The sequence below is a fragment of the Cohnella candidum genome (assembly GCF_003713065.1).
Lineage (GTDB): Bacteria > Bacillota > Bacilli > Paenibacillales > Paenibacillaceae > Cohnella > Cohnella candidum.
This window is the reverse complement of the sequence record NZ_CP033433.1, coordinates 4,860,531-4,885,096: the sequence shown is the minus strand read 5'-3', so window position 1 is coordinate 4,885,096 and position 24,566 is coordinate 4,860,531. Positions and strand designations below refer to the sequence as shown.

The window sequence follows — 24,566 nt, the reverse complement described above, 5'->3', positions numbered from 1 at the left end:
GCGCTAATTCGCCCCATTCTCAGCGTATGATTATTTTTTCACCACGGGTACCCAAAATTCTCCGTAGAATATGCCGTCGCCGTTATCTTGGCGATATGTCGCATTTGGACCGCCGATGTAAGCATAGTCCGTGATTTTAGATAAAACTTCGCCAAATGCACGGTAAGTCAGCTGATCGAACAAAGTTTCCTTGTCGCCTTTTCCCGCGACCACGATGTACTCGCTATCCGGAAACTCAATGATACGCGTTGCGTCAGCCACGGATTTGCTGGCTTCCACCGCGAAATAATTCCACGGTTTGCCTTGATATACCTCGTTGACCGACCATTCGCGATCGTCTTTCGCGGCGTTTTTAAGCTTATCGAAACGCCCGTCAGCCTTGAGCCCGCCCCAAAACTCCGCTTTTTCCTTTTGCATAGCTGCAACGTCTTGGAATTTCGACCGCATTGAAAATCCGTAAGCGGTCAATGTGAATGACTTCTTGTGTTCAAGCGTGTAATCCGCCATGTGAGCGCTCCCTTTAGCCTTCTACTTTTTTCGCGCGAAGCCACATTTCGCCGTAGAATTCACCATTTCCCGCTGCCTTGACGAATGTTGAGTTACCGGGTCCCACATATTTGTAGTCGGTGATTTCTTGCAGCATGCCCCCGAAAACTTTGCCGGTGATTTCGTCGGCAAGGCGGTCTTTGTCAGCGCCTGTGCCAGGCACGACGATGTAGTCGCCGGCGAGGAAATCGAGAACGACCGCGCCTTCCGCGTCGAACTCGCCCATCACGCCGAAACCGCGCCAACCCTTACCGCCGATGACGTAGTTGATTTGATACTCTTGCCCGTCAGCGAGCGCGAGGAGTTCGGCAAGCTTGCCGTTTTCAGTGACTTCGGCTTTTTTCGCTGCCGTTTTTGCCGCATTGCCCGCCCAATCGTTGAAGTCTTCAAGCAAAACACCGTAAGCCGTCATTTTGTAGTTTTCCGTGATCGTTTTGATGGAGTAGTCAGACATCTTATTCTCTCCTTTGAGGTTTTATTTTACAAGATTGATTCTAAATTCCGAATGTATCAAAAAATGATACCTTTTATGAAAAATCAAAGCTACAATAAAAGCATGAAGAAAACAGAACGAGTAAACCTGATCATACGCTATATCAATAACCGCGCGCATTTCACGATTGCCGAGATCCAGCGGGAGTTCAAGATTTCCCGCGCGACGGCGATCCGCGACATTAACGAGATTCAGGAGATGGGTTTTCCGCTGACGACCGAACTGGGCCGCGGCGGCGGCTACTTCGTCATGCAAAATCAGTATCTGCCCTCCGTCCGATTTACGCCTGATGAACTGAGGGCGATTTTTATCAGCTTTATCGCGTCGAAAAATTCGCAGCTGCCTTATCTGCAAAATCGCCGTTCCATCACGGAAAAACTCATCGGCATCGCGCCGCAAACCCAGCAAGACGAGCTGATCGAGCTGAATCGTATCTTGCTTTTTGAAAATACGAATCCCGCCAATCCGAATCTCCTAGAGCTGGATGACGCGGCGCCTGCGGAATTGAACCAGCTGATATCGCTTGCCATGCGGGATAAACACTTGCGTTTGACTTATGAGCAGAGCCCCGGCTGGCCGCAGTTGATGGATGTTTATTTGCTGCATATTTTCAACTCTAACGCTCAGTGGCTGGTCGAGGTTTATGATTTGGATACGGATGAGTTTCGTTATTTGCCGGTTGAAATGCTGCGGGATTCGGCCATTGCCGAGAAAGAGATGAAGGGGTCCGAGCAAGAGATTTTGAGCAAAAAATTGCTTATCGCACGTAACGCCAATCTTGTCGTGAAGCTTGATGCGAGGGGGATTCAGCGTTTTAAACGTTTGCACCCGCCGGGAATCGTTTTGTCCTTTACCGGGATGTTCCAATCGAGCGGGATTTTCAATGTTCAGTTGGATGTGACGGATGAGGAGGCGCTGGCTTATTATGCGGACTGGCTTTTGTTTTTGGGGAAAGGGGTCGCGTTTGAACGGATTCCCGATGAGCTGCGAGTGATTTTGAATGAGCGTTTAGGGGTGCCGCCAACGTTATAAGACGTTTCACAAAGAAAAAACTACCGCCAGGACAGCGCCTGCGGTAGTTTTTCAGTTCGTGATTTTAAAAGGATCGAGGGCGAGAACCGGATCTCCGTTCACCGTAACCCAGTAATAGTAGTAGTTGTAAGAGAGGCCGGTCGGGTTGATCACGTTGTTGTAGAGCGATTGTTGCGTGTTAAACGTCAGGCTGCCCGTGTCTAACTTCGGAAGAGATAAAGGAAGATTGAGATTCACGTATTTATCGCTGGAAGAAGAATACGTTGCAGCGCCGGCCATTCCCGCAAACAGCATCTGGCAAGCCAGAAGGACTGTGCCGATCAGCAGCGTGCGTTTCATTTCGTTTCACCTCCGGTTGTTCGTAAAATAAAAAGCGCCTCTTTCGACAACTGGCTGCCATTCGTCTTCGACGGGAAGGCCCTGTAGTTTTGCGCCCTTATCTTTCGATAAGTTTGCCATTATCGGGAAGTGCTCAATTCTCTCAAAGGATTACCATTACTTGCTTGTTTACTATATCGATTTTTATCGAATAAGTCAATTCGATTACGTCAATTGATCTCCTAGCGATAAAAAGACTTTGACGATTTCCGGATGAAACATCGTACCGCTGCACCGCTCGATTTCTTGCAAAGCGGCCTCCCGCGGCCGTCCTTTCTGATAAACGCGGTCTATCGTCATCGCGTCATAGGCATCGACGATCGAGATGATGGCCGCCAGCTTGGAAATCTGATCCCCCTTCAATCCGTGGGGATAGCCTTTGCCGTCGAACCGCTCATGATGCTGCTCGACCACCTCTCCGACGATTCGCAAATCGGGCATGCCCGTTTCTTGAAGCATTTCTTTGCCGAATGTCGTGTGCAGCTTCATCTGCTCGTACTCGTCATCCGTTAACTTTTCGGGTTTGTTGAGAATGTGCTCCGGGATTTGCGTTTTGCCGATATCGTGAAGAAAGCCGGCCATATTGAGGATAAAGAGTTCATAGTGGGAGAGTCCCATTTTCTCTCCGACCAGCAAAGACAGCCGTTTGATCCGATCGCAGTGGTCGGAGGTGTAGCCGTCTTTTTCTTCGATTTTCACCGCTAGATCGAAATACTTCTGGACGGAACCGCTGTAATTATGAAAATAAGGGCGTGAAACGATATAGAGAAACTCGGTTTCCGTCGAAGCGATAAACAGGGCCATTTCGGTAACCATATGAGCGGTAATGGAGTCCCCTGGCCCGAGCACGACGTCTCCGTCCGACTTCTTCCAAACCAACTCTCCGGAGAGAATATGCGCGTGTTCCAGCGCCATCCAGCCTTCCTCTGGAGCGACCCAAACTTTGTACCCGGCCTCCAGTTTGTGGTGAATGATCTCCGTACCGTCGCCGGAAGCGACCAGGGATAGGACGGCGCCTTTGGTGGATACGCTCTCGATGAATTCGCCATTCCGAATGATGCTGATCCCCATGTCCCTCACATCCTCACGGTGACTTTTTTGTTTTCAGTATAACACTCGAAGGGCGTGGGAAGGGAGATAATACAGAAATCGGGAGCGAGCGTCAGCCGTTACCGACAGGTCGGCTGTCTGCGGACCACAGCCACTATTCAACCTGGTTAAAGGTTAACGCTTCAAAACAGCGGAGCAGGTGTAAAAAAGCCAGCCTCCATAATGGAGACTGGCTTGTCCGCTAACAGCATTTTAGAAAATGGCGTCGATGACCGGCTTGGTATGTCCGCCCGGATAAAACTGATACAGCAGGAAGTACACCGTCACTCCCGTAATCGCGGTGACGAACCAGATCGTCGCGGTGACGCGGCCCCATTTGCGGTGCTTTGCGAACTTCTGGCGGAAGGCCAGCGCGATCGTCGTGATGCCGAATACCGCCGCAACTGCCGCGAGTACGATATGGAACAGCAGGAAGACGAGATAGATCGGCTTCAAACTGTCCGGCCCGCCCCATTCCGTATTCCCTACGAAGATGGTACGGGACAAATAGATGATGAAGAAAATCAGAGCTGCCGCCGCTGCCGCAAGCATGACTTTCCGGTGCGCCTCTCTCTTCTTCCGCAAAATCAAGTTCCATCCGATCGCGACCAAAATCGCGCTTAGCGCAATGAACGACGTGCTGATCGCCGGCAAAACGTTGTACCAATCCATGAGGGAACCACCCGTCCAATCGACCGATTTTCTACGACTCCCATCATTGTACAACTCCGGCCAGCCGTCCACAACGCCAAGCGGCGAAGCGTCACATATTGTTGCTTTTTAGATCGCTCCCGCCGCGTCGTCCAGTCCGGGCTGGTCTTCCTTGTCCCGCTCTTGACGGTACCATCTCATGAAGATGACGAACAACGACCCGATATTCATGAACTCCTGCAGGAATTTCATGATGATGCCGCCGAGCTGTTGGTCCTCTTGGGCCGTCATCAAGTTGAAAAATGCCGGTCCTCCCTTGAACTGGGATAGCAGCGCCGCCGGATCCCCGGACACGCAGTACCGCATCGCCTGCGCCCATACGTTAGGATCGCTGTACACGGCAAACAACGGCTCGCTCGCGAAAATAATCAGCACGCACGCCGGCGTCAGGATCATCCCGTTGGAGAAAATGTAGCCGAGCCGCCAGAGCGGGGAAAGGCGTGCCCATTCCTTGACCGGATACGTGATATGCCACCAGTTCATCATGGCGGCGACGAGCAGCGCGAAATAGAAAAATCCGTGGATCGTCGTATGCACCATGATCCAGTCGTGTACGTTCGGCATGTGGTAGAACGAGAACATCAAGTTAAACAGGAACAAACAGATGAGCGGGTTCATCAAAAATCGGAAAGGCCTCCAAAAGACCCTCGCGAACGCCCATTTCCACAGCCAGTCCGGAATCCCATAGAGCAGCATCGGCGGCACGATAAAATAGGAAACCGCCATGTCCACCATATGGAAAGTGAACATGAGATGGCCCAGCAGACTGAGCGGCCCGCCCTGCGCCAGGTACAATAAGGCAAGCCCGATCAAGAACGTAACCTGCTTCTTGAGCGGCACCGCTTCGCTGCCTTTGAAGTTTGTTCTCCACGGGCCGACCACGAACGTATATAACACTCCGACAGCCATCATGAAGACCAGCAAAAAAGGGCTCCACAACTCGCTGAAAGAGAAATATTCCAATCCCAGCATTTCGCTTTCACTCCCCTAGAAGACTTCCCGAAACTGCGCCTTTCCAAACCGCGCCATCGCCCAAGAAAAATCTCCCGCATTAAAAAAAGAGAGGCGGTACAAGGTCCGCCTCTCTTCGATTCCGACTGAGCTTACCACCAAACCCAAAACAGCGCCGTGATGATCATCGCGCATACGACGAAAACCCCGGCAATGATGCAGATGATCGGGAACAGATGCCCCCGGTCCTTCATGTGCATCCAGAACGCCAATTGAACGAAAACCTGGATGATCGCCATGAGCACCAAAATGAAATACGTGAAATTGGTGTTGATGTCGCCTGCCGCAACGGCCGCGAACGCGATAATCGTCAATGCGAGCGACAGTACGAATGCCACGATATGCTTCTGGGGTCCTTCGACCTTGTGGCGTCTCGTTTGTTCCTCCGAAGCGGAATGGTTGCTTGCCATGAGATTATCCCACCTTTCCCATCAAGTACACGACGGTGAAGATAAACACCCACACGACGTCGATAAAGTGCCAGTAAATCATCGAAAGGTAGATTTTCGGAGCGGTGACGACCGTCAGTCCTTTTTTGAACATCTGGGCGATCAGCAGCGAAATCCAGAGTACGCCGAACGCGACGTGCGCGCCGTGGAAGCCGACCAGCGTATAGAACGAGGAGCTGAAAGCGCTCGTGTTCATGCGATGGCCTTCGGCGACGTAGTTGTTGAATTCGTAAATCTCCAGGCCCAAGAACGAAAGGCCGAGGATGATCGTGACGAACAGCCAGCCGATAAGCGCCTTGACCTTGTTGCGGTGCATCGCCTGGACGGCGAATACGCTCATGAGACTGGAGGTCAACAGGATCATCGTGGCCGCGAATACCATCGGAAGCTCGAACAGCTCCGAGGCGTGCGGTCCGTCCAGCACCTGGTGGCGCAGGGCGACGAAAGCGGAGAACAAAGTACCGAACAGGACGACCTCGGCTCCGAGGAAAATCCAGAAGCCCAGTACTTTATTGCGGCCTTCTAACGTCGCTCTCTCCGGCTCGTGCGGGAGTTGTCCTTCTGCGTGTTGATGTGCGCTCATGCCTGCACCTCCTCTTCCGGATCGATGTGGAAGCCGTGATCATCGTACACCGAACGGAAGAACATGCATACGAAGGTGACGAGAATGCCGCCTGCGGCTAACCAGTGGTGGGCGTACATGAAGCCGAAGCCCGCGATGAACAAACCGACGCTCATGATGAACGGAAGGATCGACGGAGACGGCATGTGGATCGGGCCGAGCGGTTCGGCCGGCGTCATGGCCGTATTGCCTTCGGTTTTCTCTTTCCACCAAGCGTCGATGCCGCGTACGAGCGGCGTTTGTTTGAAGTTGTATTCCGGCGGCGGCGAAGGGATCGTCCATTCGAGCGAACGGCCGTCTTCCCATGCGTCCGCTGCAGCATTGCGCGGTTTGGCCCAGGTGATGATCACGTTCAGGACGAACACGATCGTGCCGATCCCCATTAAGAATGCCCCGATGGAGCTGATCAGGTTCAAGGTGTCGAAGCCTTGGTTCGGCAAATACGTCCAAACCCGGCGGGGCATGCCCAGCAGTCCGAGGAAGTGCTGGACGAAGAACGTCAGATGGAAGCCGATGAAGAACGTCCAGAACGTCAACTTGCCGAGACCTTCGTTCAACATGCGTCCGAACATTTTCGGCCACCAGTAGTGAAGGCCGGCGAAAATGCCCAGGATCAGACCGCCTACGATTACGTAATGGAAGTGCGCTACGACGAAGTAGGAGTCGTGATACTGGTAGTCGGCCGGCGCGGACGCCAGCATGACGCCGGTTACGCCTCCCAATACGAACGTCGGGATGAAACCGATGGCGAACAGGTTGGCCGTCGTGAAGCGGATGGATCCACCCCAGAGCGTGAACAACCAGTTGAAGATCTTGACCCCCGTCGGAACGGCGATCAGCATCGTGCCGATCGAGAACAACGCGTTGGCGACAGGGCCGAGGCCGGTCGTGAACATGTGGTGAGCCCAGACCATGAAGCCGAGGAACGCGATCAGGACGAGCGCGAACACCATCGAGCTGTAACCGAACAGCCGTTTGCGCGAGAACGTGGCGACGACTTCGGAGATGACGCCGAACGCCGGAAGGATCAGGATGTAAACCTCGGGGTGACCGAACACCCAGAAGACGTGTTCCCACAATACGGTGTTCCCGCCGCCGCCTACTTCGAAGAAGTTGGCTTGGAAAAGCCGGTCGAACATCAGGGCGACCAGGCCGACCGTCAGAACCGGGAACGCGAATACGATCAGGACGGACGTAATGAAAATCGCCCAGGTAAACATCGGCATGCGCATGAAGGACATGCCCGGCGCACGCATGTTGATGATCGTCGCCATGAAGTTGATGCCGCCGAGCAGCGTCCCGATCCCCGCGATCTGGAGACCGATGACGTAGTAATCGACGCCGTGGGTGCCGTTATAAGTAGGTCCCGCGAGCGGTACGTAAGACGTCCAGCCGGCATCCGGCACTTGGCCGGCGAACCAGCTGATGTTCAGCAGCAGGCCGCCGAAGAAGAACGTCCAGAAGCCGAGCGCGTTCAGGAACGGGAACGCGACGTCCCGGGCGCCGATCTGAAGCGGAATGACCGCGTTCATCAGCGCGAACAGCATCGGCATCGCCGCGAGGAAGATCATCGTCGTGCCGTGCATCGTGATCAATTCGTTAAAGGTATCCGCCGCGACGAAATCGTTCATCGGCTTCATGAGCTGGATCCGGATCAGGATGGCTTCCAAGCCGCCCACCAGGAAAAAGATAAATCCAGCGAGTAAATAAAGGATACCGATCTTCTTATGGTCGACGGTAGTCAGCCAGTCCATCAAACCCTTGTAGCGTTTGACCTCATGCCCGTGGGCATGAGTATGTGCATGTGCAGCATGTGTAGCCAAAGCCGCGAACCCCCTTCTTAAGCCGTTTCATTAATAATCGAGCTTGTAGCCGGCCAGATACTTGGCGATGCCGTCGATTTCATCCTGGGTCAGTTGGTTGTCGGCCGCGCTCGGCATTTGGTTGCCCGGCTTCACCTTCTGGGGATTCGTGATCCATGTTTTCAGGTTTTCCTCGACCGTTTTATCCTCCGATTGCGGATCTTTAACGACGTCGGAGTTGTACAGGATGCCCGCGACCGTCTGGCGGCCGCCGATACCGGTAAGGTTAGGCGCGCCGTTCGTGCCTTGGTCTCCCACGGCGTGGCAAGCGAGGCACTTGGAGCGGAACGTTTCGGCGATATGCGCGTCTGCCGGCATGACGGCCGGAGCCTTCATCGCGGCGACCCATTTGTCGAAAGACGCGGGGCTCACGGATTTCGCTTTGAAGTCCATCAAGGCGTGGGAAGGACCGCAGAGCTCGGCGCATTTGCCGCGGTATACGCCTTCCTTCGGGAATTCTAAGTACATCCGGTTGGACATGCCCGGGTTCGTATCCATTTTGCCGCCGATCGACGGAATCCAGAACGAGTGCTTCACGTCCGCGGACACGAGTTCGAAACTGATCTTCTTGCCGGTCGGTACCACCAGCTCCTGGGCGGTGGTGACGCCGAGCTGAGGATATTCGAATTCCCACCAGTACAGATGGGAAGTGACCTTGACTTGGATGGCGTCCTTGTCTTTGGAGTAGTCCTTCGCCATGCCGAACACGGATTGAATGGTCGGAACGCCAAGAATCAGAAGGAGGATCAGCGGAACGACCGTCCAAATGATTTCGAGCTTATGGTTGCCTTCGACTTGTTTCGGGATCGTCTTATCTCCCTTGCGGCGGCGGAACTTGATCAAGACGTAGATACAGATGGCGAATACCACCACGACGACAAGCGTCATGATGCTGATCGAGATTTTCATCAGATCGTATTGCCGTTGCGCAATCGGCCCTTGCGGGTCGAGAGCGGAGAGATCCGACCGTCCGCAGGCGGACAGCAGCAGCGCCATACCCGCGAGCAGCGGAAGAATGCGCTTCATCACGTTCCATCGATTCATCTTATCAACCCCAATTTTGCGTATTGGCGGAGGCCCAAAACCCAAGCGGCTCTAAGCTTTTCGCCCTCTGTACGAATGTTGGAACGACATCACGCACACGTTCATCCACACCTAACTAATATAAAGATTCGTTCGTCATTTTGTCAATGTTCACAAAGCAGTTCACAAATTGTTCTCAAAACTGTCAAATCCGCGCCGCTCTAGGGATTTTCGCACTTGACCGACGTGCGGAGAGGGACTTGAAAGCGCCTGTCCGGCACCCTTCTCGCGCAACGTTTCTCATCTCATCTTTTTGCCAATCGTGGCGCGTTTTATGTACCGGAGCGTCCGCATAGTTTCTTGCCGCCGGCAAACCCTAAGCTTACTTAAAGCGAAACAGCGAGGAGGTTCGCGCCCATGCTTTGGCTTCGGCTCGGAAAGCTGTCCGTCGTTTCGGTCGTTATAGCCGGCTGTTTGGCCGCCTGCAACTATACCGGGTATTATAAAAAATCGAGCGGTTACGACTACGGCAGCCGGGACGGCGACGATCCGAAAGTGAACCAAATCCGGTCGTACGGCGCATATTCGGCGGACTTGCAGCAACACGACAACCGGTATTTCGAATACAGCGGAGCCTTGTCCCGTCAAGTATCGTCACTTCCCGGCGTTTATACCGCCTACGTGTTTCTGACGGACCGCAACGCTTACGTCGGCATCTTGACCGACTGGTCCGCGGGCGGCACCCAGGCTCGCGGGGGCAGGTCGATGCGCGAGCAGGAGAACTCCGGCACGATGGAAGGGGTCTACAACGTGGATACCGGCAGTTCCCAATGGGACAACCGCCATGCCGCCACGCCCTACAATTCCTATTTTACCCACAAAGACGTTTCTGATTTATCGAGCAAGCTGAAACAGACGATCGCGGACGAAATTCGCCGTTCCGCTCCGGGCGTGACCGAGGTGCACATTTCGGCCAACGGAGAGTACGTCAACCAATTGGTCGAGTTCGCCAAAGAAGCTTGGGCCGGCAGGCCGCTGGCGCCTTTAACCGCCGATTTCAACCGGCTCGTCCAGTACATGTTCGCGCTGGGCAAGGATATCCCGCTCCCGCTTTATGAACGCAATCCGGGCGCCGATTCTCCCGGCGGCGTCGGGTCGGAACCGACGTCCGGCTCGAAGTGATACTTTCGAAGAAAAAGCCGGCTGCGAAATTGCAGTCGGCTTTCTTGGCTCATAAACCCGATTTGAACAGCTTGGCGAGCGAGCCGCCCTGCGTATTGATTCGGATGGCGTCGGAAATCAGTTGGGATATCGAAATCACGTGCAGCCGTTCGCCGCCCGTATCCGCATGGGCGACGGAATCCGTCACCGCGACTTCGCGGATGTGCGGATGATCGAGCAGCTCCAGCGCGCGGTTCGTGAACAGCCCGTGGCTGGCGATGACGTAACAGGGCAGAGCTCCCTCCCGCTGCATCAGATCGACGGTCGGGCGCACGGTTTTGCCGGTATCGATGATGTCCTTGATGATGATAGGCGTCATCCCTTTGACGTCGCCGACCAGCTTAAACCCTCTCGCGTCGGCGCGGTCTGCCGGGTCTCCGACCACGATGGCGAACTGCGCGTCCACGTAATTGGCCAGTTTCTCGGCCATGCTCGCCCTTCCCGGATCCGGGGACACGACGACCGGGTTCGGGATCGATCGGCTCCTCAGATATTCGGAGAAGCTGTCCAGCGAGGTCAGATGGTCCACGGGGATATTGAAGAAACCTTGGATCGCGTCCGCGTGCAGATCCAGGGTGATGATTCTCGTCGCGCCGGCCATGCTCAGCGAATCCGCGATGAGCTTCGCCGAAATCGCCTCGCGCGGCGCCCGCTTCCGCTCTTGCCGCGCGTACCCGTAATAAGGAACGACGATGTTGATCGTTTTGGCCGAAGACCGTTTGGCGGCGTCGATCATCACGAGCAGTTCCATGAAGTGGTCGTTGATCGGATGCGACAGCGACTGGATGATGAAAATGTCGCACGTGCGGATCGGTTCCTGATACGCGACGTAAACCTCTCCGCTCTTGAAACGCGAAAGTTTGACCTTGCCGAGCGGCAAACCCAATTGCTCGCATATTTTCTCGGCCAGCGGAATGTTCGAGGAACCCGAAAATATTTTGACTTTCTCTTGGTTCAAAGAAGCCGACCTCCCAAGTAGACTGCGGTTCTTCCCATTGTAACAGAGCCTGCCCCCCGTTTTAAATGAAAAATGCCCTTTCCGGCTCCTCGATGAGCGGACAAGGGCATTTTTTTCATGGTTTGGAGCTTGTCAACCAAAAACATTCTAATGGACAAATTTCGCCTATCTAAGAAACTTACCCCCTAAACAAGGGTCTAAAACAACGAAAACATCATCCAGATGGGAAAGTGAGGACATCTCGATTGTGAAAAAGTTGTTTGCCGTATTCTGCTTCTCTCTACTGTTGGCCGTGATCCTGTCCGGACATAAATCGTATGCCGCGAGCGCTTCCCCGAGCCTTTATCTCGACGGAACCAAGCTGAATCCCCCGCAGCCGTCCACCATTGTGAACGGAACGACTTTCGTGCCGGTGCGCACCATTTCGGAATCCCTCGGCTATACCGTAGGCTGGAACGGCACGGACCGCTCCATCTCCATCGTGAGCGACTCCCGAAGCCTGCTCCTTCGACTGGGCAGCGCCAAAGCGGTGATCGCCGGCAAAACCCTGGCGATGCCGTCCAAGCCGCTCATCGTGAATAACCGCAGCTTGCTGCCTCTCCGTTTCATCGCCGAGCAGTTCGGATTGCAGGTTTCATGGGACGCCAAGAAAAACGCGGTACTGCTGGTAAAGGCGCCGGCGGCTCCCGTCGTCGTGGAACCGGCACCGGTCCCCGTCGAGACGGAAAAGAACGTCATTCAAAGCGTTCTTCCTTCGTCGGATAGCAGCTTCATCCTGGCTTACGACGGCGATGTCTCTTATTCTTCTTTCTATTTGCAAAACCCGGACCGAATCGTCATCGACATGCCGAATGCCGCATTCGCGAACGGGTTTAACGGCAGCGTGAATGCCGATGATCCCGCCACGTTCAGCGGCACCATCCCGGTGAACGGTCCGCTCGTGAAACAGATCCGTTACAGCCTGTACGACGAGAAGACATCGACCACCCGATTCGTGCTGGATCTGAACGGCGCTGCGACCCTGTCCGCGGCTCAGAAGAAAGAACTTGGCCAAATCGTATTCAACGTGAAGGAGGGCACGGCTCCACAGCCGACGACTCCCGCCCCCTCCAAAAAGTTTAAAGTGGTCATTGACGCGGGTCACGGCGGAAGCGACCCCGGTGCAATCTCCGTCACCGGCAAGGCCGAGAAAACGTTCACGCTCGCCGTTGCGAAGAAAGTGCAGGCACTGCTCGCCAAAGAGAGCGGCATCGAAGTGCTCATGACCCGTACGGGCGACACTTATCCGACCTTGAACGATCGGACCAATCTCGCCAACAACACCGGCGCCGACGTGTTCGTTTCGATCCATGCGAATATCGGCCCGTCATCCGCTAACGGCACGGAAGTGTATTACCTGCAAAACAACAGCAAAACGCTGGCCAATATCATGCACGACAACATTCAGAAAATGGTGGGCTTTAACGACCGCGGCGTGAAGACGGCGAACTACCACGTCATCCGCGAGTCGGACATGCCGTCCGTCCTCCTGGAAATGGGGTTCCTCTCGAACCCGTCCGATGAGAAGAAGCTGTACACCGACAGCGTTCAGCAGAAAATGGCCGAAGCGATCGCGCTTTCCATCAAGCAATTTCTGAAGCTGGCCTAAAACAAGCGAAAGCCCCCGATGCGTCGGGGGCTTTCGTCTTTAATAATTGCGGTATACATACGGATCTTTCGGCGCGGGAATCGTCTTCCAATCCGTCACCTTCAGCACCGGGATCGTCTCCTTGAAAGGCTGGTACAGCTCGGAGCTCAGCTTGCCCGTAACATGGACCCACTGGTCGTCCGACAGCTCCGTTCCTTTCGGGAAATCCACCAGCATGCCGAACACGCCGGAATCGGCCGCGCAGTGAATGAAGCCGAAGCGGAAAATGAAATAGTGGTCGTTGTCCGCTTGCTCTCCTTTATAAGCGAAGCCATCGAACGAGATGGTCCGGTCCATGAAAGTGCCGGGGAAGTTGTAGATGACCTCCATGCCTTTCAAATAATTGTCGTCCGTCAGCGGAATTTCCCGAAGGTCCTTGAACTCGGCATAGTCTTTGTTCTTAACCTCCGCGTAGCCCTCCGCCCCGTAATACACGCTCGTGTCCGGCCTCAGGAACTGATGCTGGCCGGGATTGTCCGCCGAGACGTCAATCTGCTTGAACGAGAATCCTTTGGCCTTGACGAAGCTGGAATCGAGCGTCGCGACCGGCAGGAAGATCCCCGCCAAGATCGGGACGAACAAAATCGCGTAGCTGAGCGTCCTCTTCCATTTGACCGGACTTTCATGCGAGTGGTCGTGCCCATGCTCATGATCGTGGTCATGACCGTGATGCGCATGCGCGTGTGCATGATCATGGTCGTGCCCATGTTCATGGTCGTGCGAATGGCCCTCCGCTTCCCCGGCTTTAAGCCTTTCCGCTTCTTTCTCGGAGCGGTAGAAACGGATGAACTCGATCAAGCTCAGAACGGTGAACAGCACGATCGCGATGGTGGACAAATAACTGTATTTCGTGTTGATGTATTTGTTCAGGTTCCCTTGGAGACGAATAAACGAAAACATGAGGGCGAACCCGAATAGGATCAGAAAACGGCTCATCCGAACAACCTCCCCACGACCAAGGATCCGATCAACGTAAACAACGTAACGAGTCCGATCAGCACCGCGACGAAGCGGCCTTTGAACGTACCCAGCAGCATCAGCGTGTTTTTGATGTCGATCATCGGGCCGTACACGAGGAAAGCGGATAAAGCCCCGATCGAAAAGGTGCTGCGGAACGAAGCGGCGATGAACGCGTCCGCCTCCGAGCACAGCGACATCGTAAACGCGAGGCCGATCATGACGAGCGAGGACGTCACCGGGTTGCTGCCGAGGTGAAGCAGCGACGACGTCGGGATGTACGTCTGCATGCAGGCGGCGATGAACGCGCCCAGCACCAGGTACTTGCCGACGGAGAAAAACTCCTCGATCGCATGGGTCAGCACGCCGTACAACTGCGGCCACAGCGGTTTGCGGGGCTGCGCCGGCGGCAGTACGCCAAGCTCCGTCGAGGCCGCGGCCTGCTGCCGGTACTCCATTCCGTCGCGGAAAGGCAGTTTCGGGTACAGGAACGAAACGACGAGCGAGACGAGGAAAGCGACCGCGATGGCCGTACCCGCCCGGATCCATACGAATTTCCAATCGTTTCCGAAGGCGATGTACGTGGAAAACAGCACGATCGGATTGATAACCGGACCCGTCAACATGAAGGCGATGCCTGCGTTCAAGGGAACCCCTTTATTCAGCAGCCTTCTGGTGATCGGCACGATTCCGCATTCGCACGACGGAAACAACACCCCGACGCTGCAACCGAAGAGGGAAGCGAGAAACCGGTTGCGGGGCATGACCCGCGCGATCCACCGCTCGGTGACGAAGATCTGGATCAAGCCGGAGATCAGTACCCCGATCAGAACGAACGGGATCGCCTCCATCACCATGCTCAGAAAGATGGTGTTCATCTGCAGTAACGTTTTCAACCATTTTCACCCATTCCGAGTCTATCTTCTATGAACTCCATTATCCATCATCGAGAACTGAATTGCCACGTGGGAATAACGAAAAAAAATCCCAGCTTGTCCGGAGCGACAAGCGGGATTTTGCGGAGAATCCGATGATGATTATGCTTATTTACGACGGGTCGAGCGACGGCGGCATTTGGACTGTTTAACGATGACAATCACTTTTACTTTCTCTTTGTGACCGTGAGATCGACCTTTGGAGTGACCGCCGGAACGACCGCCTGAATGATGCGGGTGGCATTTGGGGCAATGAGGAATGCCGTGAAATTGACATCCGATCGAGTCGAATCCAAACATATCTATCACCACCTTTTCTTAGAGTTGATATAGAATATGAGATCTTAAGAAGAAAGGTATGGGACAAGGACTGGCATTTTAAAAAATGATGAAAATTACGCTGACACTTTGCCCTTTTCATCCGGTCACCGTACTTTCTCATAAAGGACATCCTTCCCGGAATATAGCTATGAAGATGAGAGATCTTCCGGGAGGTGTGAATGGGACGTGGCGAATGCTTTCGTAGCACGTTCGTTGGATGAAGTCAGATTTTGGTCTCGCATTATGAAGGAACATTCCTTGTTCCTGAGATTAGGTTTCAGGGCCGAAGATACGCAATTGATCAATGAGGCCAATCAATTTTACGCGTTGTTCGAAAACATCCAGAATCGGTCCATGGCGTTTACTTTGGATACGGATCCCCAGGTGATCGTGAGATTCAATTCGGAAGTCCATAACGCGGTTTCTCACATTTGGGTATTCAAAAGAAAAATTTTAGGATTAATACTGACTTGTCAGCTTCCGGGTGCGAACAATTTCCCCTTGTTGGTGGACCATACGAGCAGAGAAGCCAATTATTTCAGAAATCGATTGGACGAATTGAATAACGGAAAGCTCGAGCCTTTGCCCGACGCCATCATCGACGAAAACGTATTTTTCTTGAGAATCATGGCGGACCACGCCAAGTTCATCAGCCATCTGCTCGATCCGTCCGAACGAAAATTAGTGGATATGGCGAATGAATTCAGTCAGGACTTTGACCAGTTGCTGTTCCAAGCACGGGATATTGACTCCATGCGTCCCCAGTCCCAAACCGCTCCGATTCTCACTCAATTTTTGGATCAAAACAGGGTTTCCGTGAAGTCTTTGCGCGACTTTAAAAAGACGGCAAGCGATCTCATCAGCGCATGCAAAATCAAAAGCATCATTCACCCCCTGCTCGCGGATCATGTCTTTCGCGAGGCGGAAAGATTCCTGTTCATTATCGACATGTTCGAACAGCACTTAACCGGCACTCCCGTTACGATGCGTGATTTGGAGGAGCATTAAAAGAAGCGGCGACCTTTCGGGGTCGCCGCTTCTAACTGTTTCAAACTCGTTCTCAATCATGACGCAGTCATAGACCTCGTCTAAGCCGGTCAATGCAGAGCCTCCGCGACGGGGATTTTCTCTATTCCGTTTGCCGGTCGCAACCGCAGCATGGGCAGCATGATGAGCGCGCCGACCGTGAACAATCCGGCCGCGATCAGATATATGGACGATAGAGGCAAGTTCGCTTTCAAAACTCCGACCAAACTCATGTCGAGGACCATAGCCCCCATGAACAACGGGTTCAGGATGCCGTTGACCCTGCCCACGAACGCTTCGTCCGCGTTTTTGAGAATGAGCGTGTTGCACGAAATATGGATGAGCGGTCCCATCAGCCCGGCCGCGAACTGCGCGATGATGGCCGGCCAAGTCTCGTGGACCGATCCGAGCACGGCCACCGAAAGTGCGCTGACGACGAAGCCCGTCAAGAGCATCGCTTGCGGACCCGCTTTTTTGGAGAGTCCCATGGCCATCGCGCCGCCGAAGATCATGCCGATTCCGTTAACGGCCGTAAACCACTGCAAATCTTCCGATGTCAAACCGAGATTTTCCGTCACCAGATAAATGCCCAAAGGGCTAATGAGGCCCATCCCCAAACCCGCGACAAGGAAAAACGCGCCCATGAAGAGAAAAAGCTTGTTGGCAGTTACATATCGGAAGCCCATTTTCATTTCCTGCATCACGTTGGAAGACGGCACGGCCCCGGTCTTCGGGTCCGCGGGAAGAAAAGCCAGCACGAGCGCCGACAGCAGGAACGAGGTTCCCATGATCGCGATCGCCGTATCCATTCCGAAACGGAAGTAAACGAACGTTCCCAGCATCGGCCCAAGCACCATGAAGATGGCCATGATCGTCTGATACATCGACATGCCCATTTGCATTTGAGCCTCGGGCACGTGGAGCTTAAACAATTTCATGCCGGACGGTTGTGAAAATTGCGACAGGATGGACGAGACCAGGGTGGCGAAGAAGATCGCTTGCCAGCCTCCGTACACCAACGCCGCGAGCACCGCGAACACGGAGAGAGCGCTGAGCAGATCGCAGAGCACCATCGTCCTTTTCGGTTTCCAACGGTCCGCGAAGGCTCCCCCGATAAAAGAGAAGAGGAAGATCGGTGCGAATTCGGCGACCGACACGAGCGTGATCGCGAACGGATCCTTGTTCGTCTGCTCCGTCACGAAGAGCAGGATCGCGAAATTCCGTACCCAAATGCCGAGCTGCAGGAAAAGGCCGGACAACAGAATGGCTTGGATGAATCGGTTGGAGAAAAACGAGCGCATTGCAGGCGCCGCCTGATGCTTTTCTTTGGACATGGTTGAACACCTTCCACGATATTTTTTCGCCTCGATATCAGCGAACCGTGAACCCATTGTAGGGGAAGAAGGCCGGGCCGAAACCGCAAGTTTTGCACGTCCGCGCCGCAAATATTTGCGGCCTCCGCGCAGAAACAAAAAAAAGCCGGCGGACTTCAGGCTGGCGCCTTACGTCCGTCGGCTTCATCCCCGGTCAGGATGCCGGAGAATTTAATTTTACCATCTCGCGTTCCACGAGCATCGTCAATTCATCTTCATAACCACCGGTGATCCGGTATTTGCGGATATAATCTTTCACGAACTTGCGGGGGTCCTTGGGGCGGAAAATTCTAGTCAGTTCTCGCAAACTTTCTTGAACTTCATTGTGGCTGCGTTTGGCCATGCAATTCCCTCCCAGTGGAATGGATTCCGCACCGGCGCCCGGCATCTGCTTGCCGGAGCAGAGGCGATTCCCGGAGAACCCGAAGCTTCGGTTCGCCATGCAAGTTTCGATTTCTCCGCCACTCTCGGCAGAACATCATCGTGCCTGCTCTTTCCCATTATACCAGTTATCGGACGGGGATTAAAGAAAAAGTCAATCCCGGACCTCGAACCAATGGGTGCTGCCCGAGAGGGCGAAACGCTGGCCGGACCGCAGTTGGTAGCGTTTCCCCGGCTGAAGCTTCTCTCCATCCGTCAGATAGGTACCGTTGGAGGAGCCGTGGTCTTCCAAACTGAACACTCCCGACTCTTCTTCGTAGCTGAGGGTGCAATGCTTGCGGCTGACTTCTCCGATGTCCACGGGAAACACGACATGGCATACGGCAGGATCCCTGCCGATCGACAGGCGGCCGGCCGCCAGCCGGTAGCTGGCCCCGGCGAACTCCCCCGCGATTCCGCACAGCCTCGGCCCATCGTCCGAAGCCGCGATCAACGCGGCAGGCTCCGCAGGAATACGGCCGAGAGGGATCGTGTAATCCGACAATTCATGTTGGCCCTCGTCGGGATCCGGTTGCCCCTCCGGTTCTTCCCGCCGCTCCAAGCCGAAGCCGCGGCCCGACTCCTCCGGCTCTTCCGGTTCGCCATCGTGGAAGTCCCGGGGATCCCGCCCCTTGGCGGTCATCTGCAGGAAAGCGATGACGGCGGCTACAGCGATCACGATACCGATCCCCAGCGCGGCCAGCAGTGGCAACGTGCCTACGGCCGACTCGGCGGACAACGGCTTGGCGGCGAGGGACGCCGCATCGGCCGGAGACGCGGCGACAGCGGCGGCGATGATGGCTGCCGTGCCCGCGAAAGCCTTGCGGAACAGGCGCCATGCCGCTCCCGTCACGGGTTTCCCCCTTTCCCGTTTCCATAATTGTATGCGTAAAGGCAACGCTGCACCTCGACCTTCTTCCTCGCGGGCGAAATTTATTTGTAAACGCTTTCGGACTTTTTCAAAAAAGAAAGGCGATTCGTTTTCACCTTTTGTTTAGTATAGCGAATTCGTCGTCATCCATCAACGCGCAGTACCAAATTTTAGCTGATTTTAACCTTCATTTCCTTCGGTTTAATAGACTTACCGTTACTTGACATACCCTCCCGCTGCGACGACTTCCCCCGCAATGGCACGGCGTAAACCAACGGCGTCCGCAGGCTCGAAACGGAGGAGTTTCTTTAGCACGGCCAACTGCACGCGAAGGCTCTCGCCCTTGTCGACGGCCGCGAGCAGCGTCCGGGTTCGCCGGGCCGAACGCTCCACCGCCTTATCCGCGAACAACGCCGTCATCCGCGCGGCAAGGGCGGCCGCTTCCGGTCCGCGCCGTTCCCACGTTTTGCGGGTCCGCAGCACGGCGCTCTCCAAAGCATAGACGTCGATCATCACGTCGGCGAGCACCGCGACCAATTCCTGTTCCCGCTCCAGCCTCAGACCGTATTTCTGAAGCGCGAGACCTCCCGACAGCAGAAACACTTTCTTGAGCGCGGACACGATCGCCGCTTCCCTGGCCAGCGGCTCAGGCGACGGCCGGGAGATCTGCAGCGGCTTCAAGATCTCTTCCTGCGCTTCTTCCGCGCGGGCAAGCAAGGGGATCTCCCCCTTGATCCCGCGTTTAAGCAGCGTCGTCGGAATTCTCAGCCGGTTGATCTCGTTCGTGCCTTCGAATATCCGATTCACGCGGGAGTCGCGGTACAGCCGTTCTATCGGCGAACCGTGCGCGTAGCCGCTTCCGCCATGGATTTGCACGGCGTGATCCGCCACCGCATCCAGCGCCTCCGACGCGAACACTTTATTGATCGAGCATTCGATGGCGAATTCGCCCAGCCTTTCCGCGGCGGCGCGTCCGCCCGCTCCGCGAAGGCGGGAGGTCGCGCCGTCCAAATAACCGGCTGTCCGGTAGACCATGCTTTCCGTGACGTAAACCAGCGTGTTCATTTCGGCCAGCTTGGCTCCGATCAGGGGAAACGACGCGATCGGCTTTCCGAATTGCCGGCGGCTTGCCGCATAGGCCGCGGAAAGCCGGACCGCTTCCTTCATCATGCCGACGCAAGCGGCACCCAGCTTGAACCTCCCGAAATTGAGAATATTGAATGCGATGCGGGAGCCGTGATGGGCGTCTCCCAACAGCCTGTCTGCCGGCACGATCGCGTTCTCCATCTTCAGGGAGCAAGTGGACATGCCGCGGATGCCCATCATCCGTTCCTCCGGCCCGACGGAGAATCCCGGCGTGGAACGATCGAGCAGAAAAGCGCTGAACGGTTGGCCGTCGATTTTGGCATAGACGACGAACTGGTCCGCGAACCCCGCGTTCGTAATGTACTGCTTGCTGCCGTTCAGCACGTAATGGGATCCGTCTACCGAACGGGCGGCGGACGTTTTCAAGCCTTGGGCGTCCGAGCCCGCTTCCGGTTCCGTCAGGCAGTAGGCGGCGGCGCGTTCGCCGGACGCCAGCTGCGGAAGGTAAGCCGCCTTCTGCGCGGGAGTTCCGAAAAAAGCGACGGGCAGCATGCCGATTCCCGTATGCGCGAGCGCGGACAGGGCGAACGAGGTGGATGGGGCCAGCGTTTCCGCGATGAGCGCTGCCGTCGTCTGGCCGAGTCCCAGCCCCCCATCTTCTTCCGGCAGCTCGGCCGCAAGCAAGCCGAGCTCGCCCATTTGCCGAAGCAGCCGCCTCGCCAGCCCGTAGTCCGGAGCCTCTAACCGATCGTATGCCGGGGCCACGACATCTTCGCGGAACGACCGGACCATATCCGCGATCCGACGCTGCTCATCCGTGAAATCTTCGGGCGCGGCCGCGTGTTCCCATGCGGCTTCCTCGACCATGAACCTGCCTCCATACGCTTCCGCCGCCACGGGAATCGCCTCCCTATCCGTTCGATGGTTAAAATACTTCCAGTACCGCCGCCGCTCCCATGCCGCCCCATGCCCCCATCGCCGCAACGCCGAAGCCCCCGCCCCTGGCCGATAGTTCGTGGATTAACGAAACGAGCATTCGGGCCCCCGAACAGCCTGCCGGATGACCGAACGCGATCGCGCCACCGTTCACGTTGACCAGGCCGGGGTCGATTTCAAGCCGGTCAATGACAAGCAAGGCTTCGACGGCAAAGCCTTCATGGATTTCCCACTGCGCGATCTGCCCGGAAGCGAGCCCGGCTTGCTCCAGCGCTTTCGGGACAGCTTCCGCGGCGGCCAATCCCGCGGTTTCCGGAGCCGAGCCCGTCACGGCATAGCCGCGCAACGCGGCGAGCGGCCGGACCTCCAGCCGCTCCGCCAGCTCCCGGGTCGCCACGATCAAGGCGGCGGCGCCGTCTGTGGGCGGCGCCGAATTGCCGTCCGTTACCGTTCCGCCGGCGGCGAAGGCGGGCGGCAAGCTGCCCAGTTGGTCCGGTTCGGGTGCTTGAGCCAGGCATTCGTCTTCCTCCACGGAAATCCACTCGACATGGGGGTACCCCTCTTCGTCCGTGACCGTCCTGCAGGCGCCGAGCGGCGCGATCTGCCGACGGAGCTTTCCCGCCGCCGCGGCCTCTCGTGCTTTGCGGAAGCTGTCCGCCGCGTAGCGGTCCTGCGCTTCCCGGCTGATTCCCCGCCGTCTCGCGAGAAGCTCCGCCGCATGCCCGGCAGCCATGTAAGCGGATGCCATCCGGTCCAGCAGTTCGGGATTCGGCGACGGAACGGTTCGCGTGCCCGGCCAACGGCTCATGCTTTCGGCACCGCCCGCGAGCACCGTGCCGGCGGCGCCGGAAGCGACCGCCGACGCTGCGAGCGCCACGGCTTGAAGCCCGGAAGCGCAGGAGCGGTTCACCGTCATGGCAGGAACCGACACGGGGAAGCCGGCGAGCAACGAGCACGCCCGGGCGAAATGCCTAGCCGAGCCCCCGTCGGGCTCGGCACAGCCGATCAGGCAATCGTCCGGGACGTCCGATGCCCATCCCGGAATGCGCCGCACGGCTTCCTTCAGCGCGGCCGCGCCAAGGTCCTCCGCGCGCAGCTCGCGAAGCAAGCCGCTCTTGGCGCGCCCGATGGGCGTCCTGACGGCCGACAGAATGACGGCTTCCCTCATGCATCCTCCTCCCCCCTAATTCCGCAGCCGTTCGCCGGTTGCGAGCCGGTGCCGGATCCTTGCCCGCGTCAGCGGTTCTCCGCACAGGCTGAGGAACGCTTCCCGCTCCAATTCCAACAGGTACGCTTCGCTCACCGCCGTACCCGGAAACACGTCGCCGCCGGCGATCGCTTCGGCCAGCTTGCCGGCCACCTTCACGTCGTGATCGGACCAGCGGCCCTCCCGCCGTTTGAAGAGCGAACGCAGCTTCAGCCCGGCGATCGCTTCCCTTCCGGCCGCCGCTACCCTCCCGGATGGTTCGCATCCGTCGGCATTGCCGCCTCCCGTTTGGCTGGCCGCTGCCGCCAACTGCAGCACCATACGCTTCGCGGCGTCCAGCCGCTCCTCCGGTTCCACCGCCAAGTCTCCGCGGCCGAAATATCCGATGCGGCCGGCAACCGGCTGTGCACCGTAAACCTCCGCTTCCATCATCGCTTCGAACAGCGCGCCAAGCGGAACGGCGGGATCCGCCAATCCCGCCGACCGAGCTCGCCGCTCCGCCAACAGCGCGGCCGCCAAACAACCGCCTGCGGCGGGAACCAAACCCTCCTCCGTTTCCGTCAGACCAAACCGGACGTCCCTTCCAAAGACGATCCGGTCCGCCGCCAAACAGATGGCCGCGGCCGCGCCGAAGGTCCTGCCGTGAGGAGCCGCCACAACCGGCCGCCGCAAAGTCCGAATGGCAACTGCCGCGCTCTGCATCTCCCTCGCCAAGAGGTCCAGCTCATCCCAATCGCCGTTCTCCGCCTCGGTGAACACGAGCAGAAGGTTCAAGCCGATGCCGAAATCCTTCCCGTCGCCGGCGAGTACGAGACCGCGCCAATTCCGTTCGACTTCTTCCCCGGAACGGCGGATGGCCTCCGCGATCCCCGGCCCGACGGCATGGTGCGGGCCGTGGAACCGGAGGCAGGCGACCTCGCCGCCCAGGTCGACCAGACGGGCTCCGTCCCCTATCCAGACCGCGGCTTGCTTCCCTCCGGCCGGCATGCCGATCCCTCCTTGGCGTTCATCCGCTCCTGCCGCTCGTCGCCGCCCTTTTCAAGCTAAATTTATTCTTCGGGACATTCCCCGTATGCTGAAATTTCGTCTAAACGCAAAAACGCCGCCCCCAAGCGGGAACGGCGCAGCCTCTCGGCCATTTAAAGTTTTTCGTTCAAGAGAATATCGCCCGTGCCGGCAAACAGCCATTTGCCATCTTTCTTTGTCACGGGAATGAGAATCAGGGAGCGGCCGGACCGGGTTTCTCCGTCCTGCGTCACGTCGAGCAGCATGGAGGCCAGCAGCAGCGCTTGGTCCCCGGAGTACTCCACGATCGCCGTTCGCTCGACCTTGGCAGACATTCGGTAGGACGCCTGCAAGTCTTTCAAATCCGCGAGCTCCTCCGCCGCGCCGGGCGCACTCGGCACGTACGTGGCCGCGTATGCGTCGAAGTCCTTGTCGTTGATCGCTTGCAGCTGGGCGTTCAGGAGTGCCGCGACCGCTTGCTTGTCTTCGTCGGGCGCTTGGACTTCCTGGCTCCACATGCCGTTCACGTCCAGCCAATCGGAGGACACTTGAGCGATGTAGTCGACCTTCCAAGTCCCGGACGCGTCTTTGCGGAGATGATACTCGTACCGGTCGCGCCGGTCGGGGAAGAAAATCGCTCCGCCCGCTTTGCGGATTTCTTCCGTCGTCGCGACGACCGCTTCCGTCTGGGTCAGCGTCGGGATTTTCCGGGACACGTAAGTCGTCCGGATTTGCACCTGGGAAAACTGCTCCCGGATGCCTGCTTCAATGTCTGCTCTCATTTGCGCGTTCGGAAGGAACTGCGACATGTAAGCACTGGCGTCCCCATCCGCCTCGGCTTTATTCAGCTTGTCCAGCACGCCGAACAACGCGGCGCGTTCCACCGATGCCGATACGGGCGTCGTGATGACGACGATGCGGCTCTGTGCGTTCCAAGCCACGGTTTTGCCGGACAAAGTCGCAATGAAACGGACGCCGACCATCGTACGGCCGCCGATCAGTTTCAGATCGCCGTTCACCTGTTCCTTAGCCCCGTTCACCAAAGCGGTCGTGCCGCCGACTTTCATTTCGATCTTTCGCGCGTTCGATTGGGCTTTGATCGTCTTCGACGAGGCGACGTAGTCGACGGTGTAGCCGAGCGCCTTAAACAACGAGCGGAACTCCACGAACGTTTTTCCGCCGATGATCGTTGGCGGCGCTTGGAACGATAAAGCCTTTCCTTCCAGCGTGACACGGACAGCAGGCGCGTTCGCAGCAGCGGATGCCGTACCCGCTGCCGCGGAACAAACGATAAGAGCGGATAAAACGACGGTTAACCAACGCTTCAATGAGGTCACTCCCATTTGG

At 56.6% G+C, this 24,566-nt stretch carries 24 protein-coding genes and 1 riboswitch; of the genes, 4 read left to right on the top strand and 20 right to left on the bottom strand.

The genetic code is table 11. From position 1 onward, the window contains the following. Positions 1 to 30: 30 nt before the first annotated feature. Together EAV92_RS22650 and EAV92_RS22645 are read right to left on the bottom strand one after the other, a co-directional pair. Entirely contained in the window at positions 31 to 507 is a 477-nt protein-coding gene (locus EAV92_RS22650; protein ID WP_123043181.1) for a GyrI-like domain-containing protein, read from the bottom strand. Between the two features lie 13 nt (positions 508 to 520). After that, positions 521 to 1,000 (bottom strand): hypothetical protein, encoded by a 480-nt coding sequence (locus EAV92_RS22645; protein WP_123043180.1) that lies wholly within the window; start codon positions 998 to 1,000, stop codon positions 521 to 523. 75 nt (positions 1,001 to 1,075) lie between these two features. Between EAV92_RS22645 and EAV92_RS22640 the strand changes: the two genes are divergently transcribed. After that, positions 1,076 to 2,071 (top strand): helix-turn-helix transcriptional regulator, encoded by a 996-nt coding sequence (locus tag EAV92_RS22640; RefSeq protein ID WP_241158359.1) that lies wholly within the window; start codon positions 1,076 to 1,078, stop codon positions 2,069 to 2,071. 51 nt (positions 2,072 to 2,122) lie between these two features. Here EAV92_RS22640 and EAV92_RS22635 read toward each other — a convergent pair whose 3' ends face one another. The 8 genes from EAV92_RS22635 to coxB all read right to left on the bottom strand — a co-directional run bounded on the left by EAV92_RS22635 (position 2,123) and on the right by coxB (position 9,237). Further along, positions 2,123 to 2,410: a hypothetical protein gene (locus tag EAV92_RS22635; RefSeq protein ID WP_123043179.1), complete on the bottom strand. Its 288-nt coding sequence runs from the start codon at positions 2,408 to 2,410 to the stop codon at positions 2,123 to 2,125. A gap of 42 nt (positions 2,411 to 2,452) precedes the next feature. Beyond that, positions 2,453 to 2,538: riboswitch (cyclic di-GMP riboswitch) on the bottom strand. A 76-nt stretch (positions 2,539 to 2,614) separates the two neighbouring features. Beyond that, complete coding sequence (locus tag EAV92_RS22630; RefSeq protein ID WP_123043178.1) at positions 2,615 to 3,520, bottom strand: HD-GYP domain-containing protein; 906 nt, start codon at positions 3,518 to 3,520, stop codon at positions 2,615 to 2,617. 231 nt (positions 3,521 to 3,751) lie between these two features. Then, positions 3,752 to 4,210 (bottom strand): DUF420 domain-containing protein, encoded by a 459-nt coding sequence (locus EAV92_RS22625; protein ID WP_123043177.1) that lies wholly within the window; start codon positions 4,208 to 4,210, stop codon positions 3,752 to 3,754. Between the two features lie 108 nt (positions 4,211 to 4,318). Continuing rightward, on the bottom strand, positions 4,319 to 5,221 hold the full coding sequence (gene ctaG, locus EAV92_RS22620) for a cytochrome c oxidase assembly factor CtaG (RefSeq protein WP_123043176.1): 903 nt from the start codon (positions 5,219 to 5,221) through the stop codon (positions 4,319 to 4,321). A 131-nt stretch (positions 5,222 to 5,352) separates the two neighbouring features. After that, a complete protein-coding gene (locus EAV92_RS22615) occupies positions 5,353 to 5,670 on the bottom strand; it encodes a cytochrome C oxidase subunit IV family protein (protein ID WP_123043175.1) in 318 nt (105 codons plus the stop codon). A gap of 4 nt (positions 5,671 to 5,674) precedes the next feature. Then, complete coding sequence (locus tag EAV92_RS22610) at positions 5,675 to 6,292, bottom strand: cytochrome (ubi)quinol oxidase subunit III (RefSeq protein ID WP_123043174.1); 618 nt, start codon at positions 6,290 to 6,292, stop codon at positions 5,675 to 5,677. Further along, complete coding sequence (gene ctaD / locus EAV92_RS22605) at positions 6,289 to 8,085, bottom strand: cytochrome c oxidase subunit I (protein ID WP_123043173.1); 1,797 nt, start codon at positions 8,083 to 8,085, stop codon at positions 6,289 to 6,291. The genes EAV92_RS22610 and ctaD overlap by 4 nt, the downstream gene beginning before the upstream one ends. A gap of 99 nt (positions 8,086 to 8,184) precedes the next feature. Then, positions 8,185 to 9,237: a cytochrome c oxidase subunit II gene (gene coxB / locus EAV92_RS22600; RefSeq protein WP_241158358.1), complete on the bottom strand. Its 1,053-nt coding sequence runs from the start codon at positions 9,235 to 9,237 to the stop codon at positions 8,185 to 8,187. A 396-nt stretch (positions 9,238 to 9,633) separates the two neighbouring features. Here coxB and EAV92_RS22595 point away from each other — a divergent pair, with 396 nt between their 5' ends. Beyond that, positions 9,634 to 10,398, top strand: coding sequence for a hypothetical protein (locus tag EAV92_RS22595; protein ID WP_206424254.1), 765 nt, complete (start codon positions 9,634 to 9,636; stop codon positions 10,396 to 10,398). A 49-nt stretch (positions 10,399 to 10,447) separates the two neighbouring features. Here EAV92_RS22595 and EAV92_RS22590 read toward each other — a convergent pair whose 3' ends face one another. Next, positions 10,448 to 11,395, bottom strand: a complete 948-nt coding sequence (locus EAV92_RS22590; protein ID WP_123043172.1) for a ribose-phosphate diphosphokinase — start codon at positions 11,393 to 11,395, stop codon at positions 10,448 to 10,450. Positions 11,396 to 11,642: 247 nt separating this feature from the next. Between EAV92_RS22590 and EAV92_RS22585 the strand changes: the two genes are divergently transcribed. Then, complete coding sequence (locus tag EAV92_RS22585) at positions 11,643 to 13,043, top strand: N-acetylmuramoyl-L-alanine amidase family protein (protein ID WP_123043171.1); 1,401 nt, start codon at positions 11,643 to 11,645, stop codon at positions 13,041 to 13,043. A gap of 39 nt (positions 13,044 to 13,082) precedes the next feature. Here the strand turns inward: EAV92_RS22585 and EAV92_RS22580 are convergent, their stop codons facing one another. Both EAV92_RS22580 and EAV92_RS22575 read right to left on the bottom strand, forming a co-directional pair. Further along, the gene (locus tag EAV92_RS22580) at positions 13,083 to 14,018 is read right to left on the bottom strand and encodes a TIGR03943 family putative permease subunit (protein ID WP_123043170.1); all 936 of its coding nucleotides are present in this window, start codon (positions 14,016 to 14,018) and stop codon (positions 13,083 to 13,085) included. Next, a complete protein-coding gene (locus EAV92_RS22575; protein WP_123043869.1) occupies positions 14,015 to 14,917 on the bottom strand; it encodes a permease in 903 nt (300 codons plus the stop codon). Before EAV92_RS22575 ends, EAV92_RS22580 begins: the two co-directional genes overlap by 4 nt. Before the next feature lie 564 nt (positions 14,918 to 15,481). Between EAV92_RS22575 and EAV92_RS22570 the strand changes: the two genes are divergently transcribed. Beyond that, the gene (locus tag EAV92_RS22570; protein WP_123043169.1) at positions 15,482 to 16,303 is read left to right on the top strand and encodes a DUF2935 domain-containing protein; all 822 of its coding nucleotides are present in this window, start codon (positions 15,482 to 15,484) and stop codon (positions 16,301 to 16,303) included. Positions 16,304 to 16,392: 89 nt separating this feature from the next. Here EAV92_RS22570 and EAV92_RS22565 read toward each other — a convergent pair whose 3' ends face one another. The 7 genes from EAV92_RS22565 to EAV92_RS22535 all read right to left on the bottom strand — a co-directional run bounded on the left by EAV92_RS22565 (position 16,393) and on the right by EAV92_RS22535 (position 24,547). Then, on the bottom strand, positions 16,393 to 17,712 hold the full coding sequence (locus tag EAV92_RS22565) for an MFS transporter (RefSeq protein WP_123043868.1): 1,320 nt from the start codon (positions 17,710 to 17,712) through the stop codon (positions 16,393 to 16,395). 136 nt (positions 17,713 to 17,848) lie between these two features. Further along, positions 17,849 to 18,037, bottom strand: a complete 189-nt coding sequence (locus EAV92_RS22560) for a hypothetical protein (protein WP_123043867.1) — start codon at positions 18,035 to 18,037, stop codon at positions 17,849 to 17,851. A gap of 192 nt (positions 18,038 to 18,229) precedes the next feature. Further along, positions 18,230 to 18,967, bottom strand: coding sequence for an FHA domain-containing protein (locus tag EAV92_RS22555; RefSeq protein WP_123043168.1), 738 nt, complete (start codon positions 18,965 to 18,967; stop codon positions 18,230 to 18,232). Between the two features lie 234 nt (positions 18,968 to 19,201). Beyond that, the gene (locus EAV92_RS22550) at positions 19,202 to 20,968 is read right to left on the bottom strand and encodes an acyl-CoA dehydrogenase family protein (protein ID WP_338134382.1); all 1,767 of its coding nucleotides are present in this window, start codon (positions 20,966 to 20,968) and stop codon (positions 19,202 to 19,204) included. Positions 20,969 to 20,996: 28 nt separating this feature from the next. Beyond that, positions 20,997 to 22,175 (bottom strand): thiolase family protein, encoded by a 1,179-nt coding sequence (locus EAV92_RS22545; protein ID WP_123043167.1) that lies wholly within the window; start codon positions 22,173 to 22,175, stop codon positions 20,997 to 20,999. Between the two features lie 15 nt (positions 22,176 to 22,190). Beyond that, positions 22,191 to 23,201 carry an enoyl-CoA hydratase-related protein gene (locus EAV92_RS22540; protein WP_123043166.1) on the bottom strand — a complete coding sequence of 337 codons (1,011 nt, stop codon included), beginning with the start codon at positions 23,199 to 23,201 and terminating at the stop codon, positions 22,191 to 22,193. Positions 23,202 to 23,353: 152 nt separating this feature from the next. After that, entirely contained in the window at positions 23,354 to 24,547 is a 1,194-nt protein-coding gene (locus EAV92_RS22535) for a stalk domain-containing protein (protein ID WP_164472899.1), read from the bottom strand. Positions 24,548 to 24,566: the final 19 nt, after the last annotated feature.

Bases quoted from the DNA above. Each gene is read 5' to 3' on its own strand.
- EAV92_RS22540 (WP_123043166.1), bottom strand. From the start codon at position 23,201: ATGCCGGCCGGAGGGAAGCAAGCCGCGGTCTGGATAGGGGACGGAGCC.
- ctaG (WP_123043176.1), bottom strand. From the start codon at position 5,221: ATGCTGGGATTGGAATATTTCTCTTTCAGCGAGTTGTGGAGCCCTTTT.
- coxB (WP_241158358.1), bottom strand. From the start codon at position 9,237: ATGAATCGATGGAACGTGATGAAGCGCATTCTTCCGCTGCTCGCGGGT.
- EAV92_RS22580 (WP_123043170.1), bottom strand. From the start codon at position 14,018: ATGAGCCGTTTTCTGATCCTATTCGGGTTCGCCCTCATGTTTTCGTTT.
- EAV92_RS22645 (WP_123043180.1), bottom strand. From the start codon at position 1,000: ATGTCTGACTACTCCATCAAAACGATCACGGAAAACTACAAAATGACG.
- EAV92_RS22545 (WP_123043167.1), bottom strand. From the start codon at position 22,175: ATGAGGGAAGCCGTCATTCTGTCGGCCGTCAGGACGCCCATCGGGCGC.
- EAV92_RS22575 (WP_123043869.1), bottom strand. From the start codon at position 14,917: ATGAACACCATCTTTCTGAGCATGGTGATGGAGGCGATCCCGTTCGTT.
- EAV92_RS22625 (WP_123043177.1), bottom strand. From the start codon at position 4,210: ATGGATTGGTACAACGTTTTGCCGGCGATCAGCACGTCGTTCATTGCG.
- ctaD (WP_123043173.1), bottom strand. From the start codon at position 8,085: ATGGACTGGCTGACTACCGTCGACCATAAGAAGATCGGTATCCTTTAT.
- EAV92_RS22650 (WP_123043181.1), bottom strand. From the start codon at position 507: ATGGCGGATTACACGCTTGAACACAAGAAGTCATTCACATTGACCGCT.
- EAV92_RS22560 (WP_123043867.1), bottom strand. From the start codon at position 18,037: ATGGCCAAACGCAGCCACAATGAAGTTCAAGAAAGTTTGCGAGAACTG.
- EAV92_RS22565 (WP_123043868.1), bottom strand. From the start codon at position 17,712: ATGGGTTCACGGTTCGCTGATATCGAGGCGAAAAAATATCGTGGAAGG.
- EAV92_RS22635 (WP_123043179.1), bottom strand. From the start codon at position 2,410: ATGAAACGCACGCTGCTGATCGGCACAGTCCTTCTGGCTTGCCAGATG.
- EAV92_RS22640 (WP_241158359.1), top strand. From the start codon at position 1,076: ATGAAAAATCAAAGCTACAATAAAAGCATGAAGAAAACAGAACGAGTA.
- EAV92_RS22630 (WP_123043178.1), bottom strand. From the start codon at position 3,520: ATGGGGATCAGCATCATTCGGAATGGCGAATTCATCGAGAGCGTATCC.
- EAV92_RS22610 (WP_123043174.1), bottom strand. From the start codon at position 6,292: ATGAGCGCACATCAACACGCAGAAGGACAACTCCCGCACGAGCCGGAG.
- EAV92_RS22595 (WP_206424254.1), top strand. From the start codon at position 9,634: ATGCTTTGGCTTCGGCTCGGAAAGCTGTCCGTCGTTTCGGTCGTTATA.
- EAV92_RS22615 (WP_123043175.1), bottom strand. From the start codon at position 5,670: ATGGCAAGCAACCATTCCGCTTCGGAGGAACAAACGAGACGCCACAAG.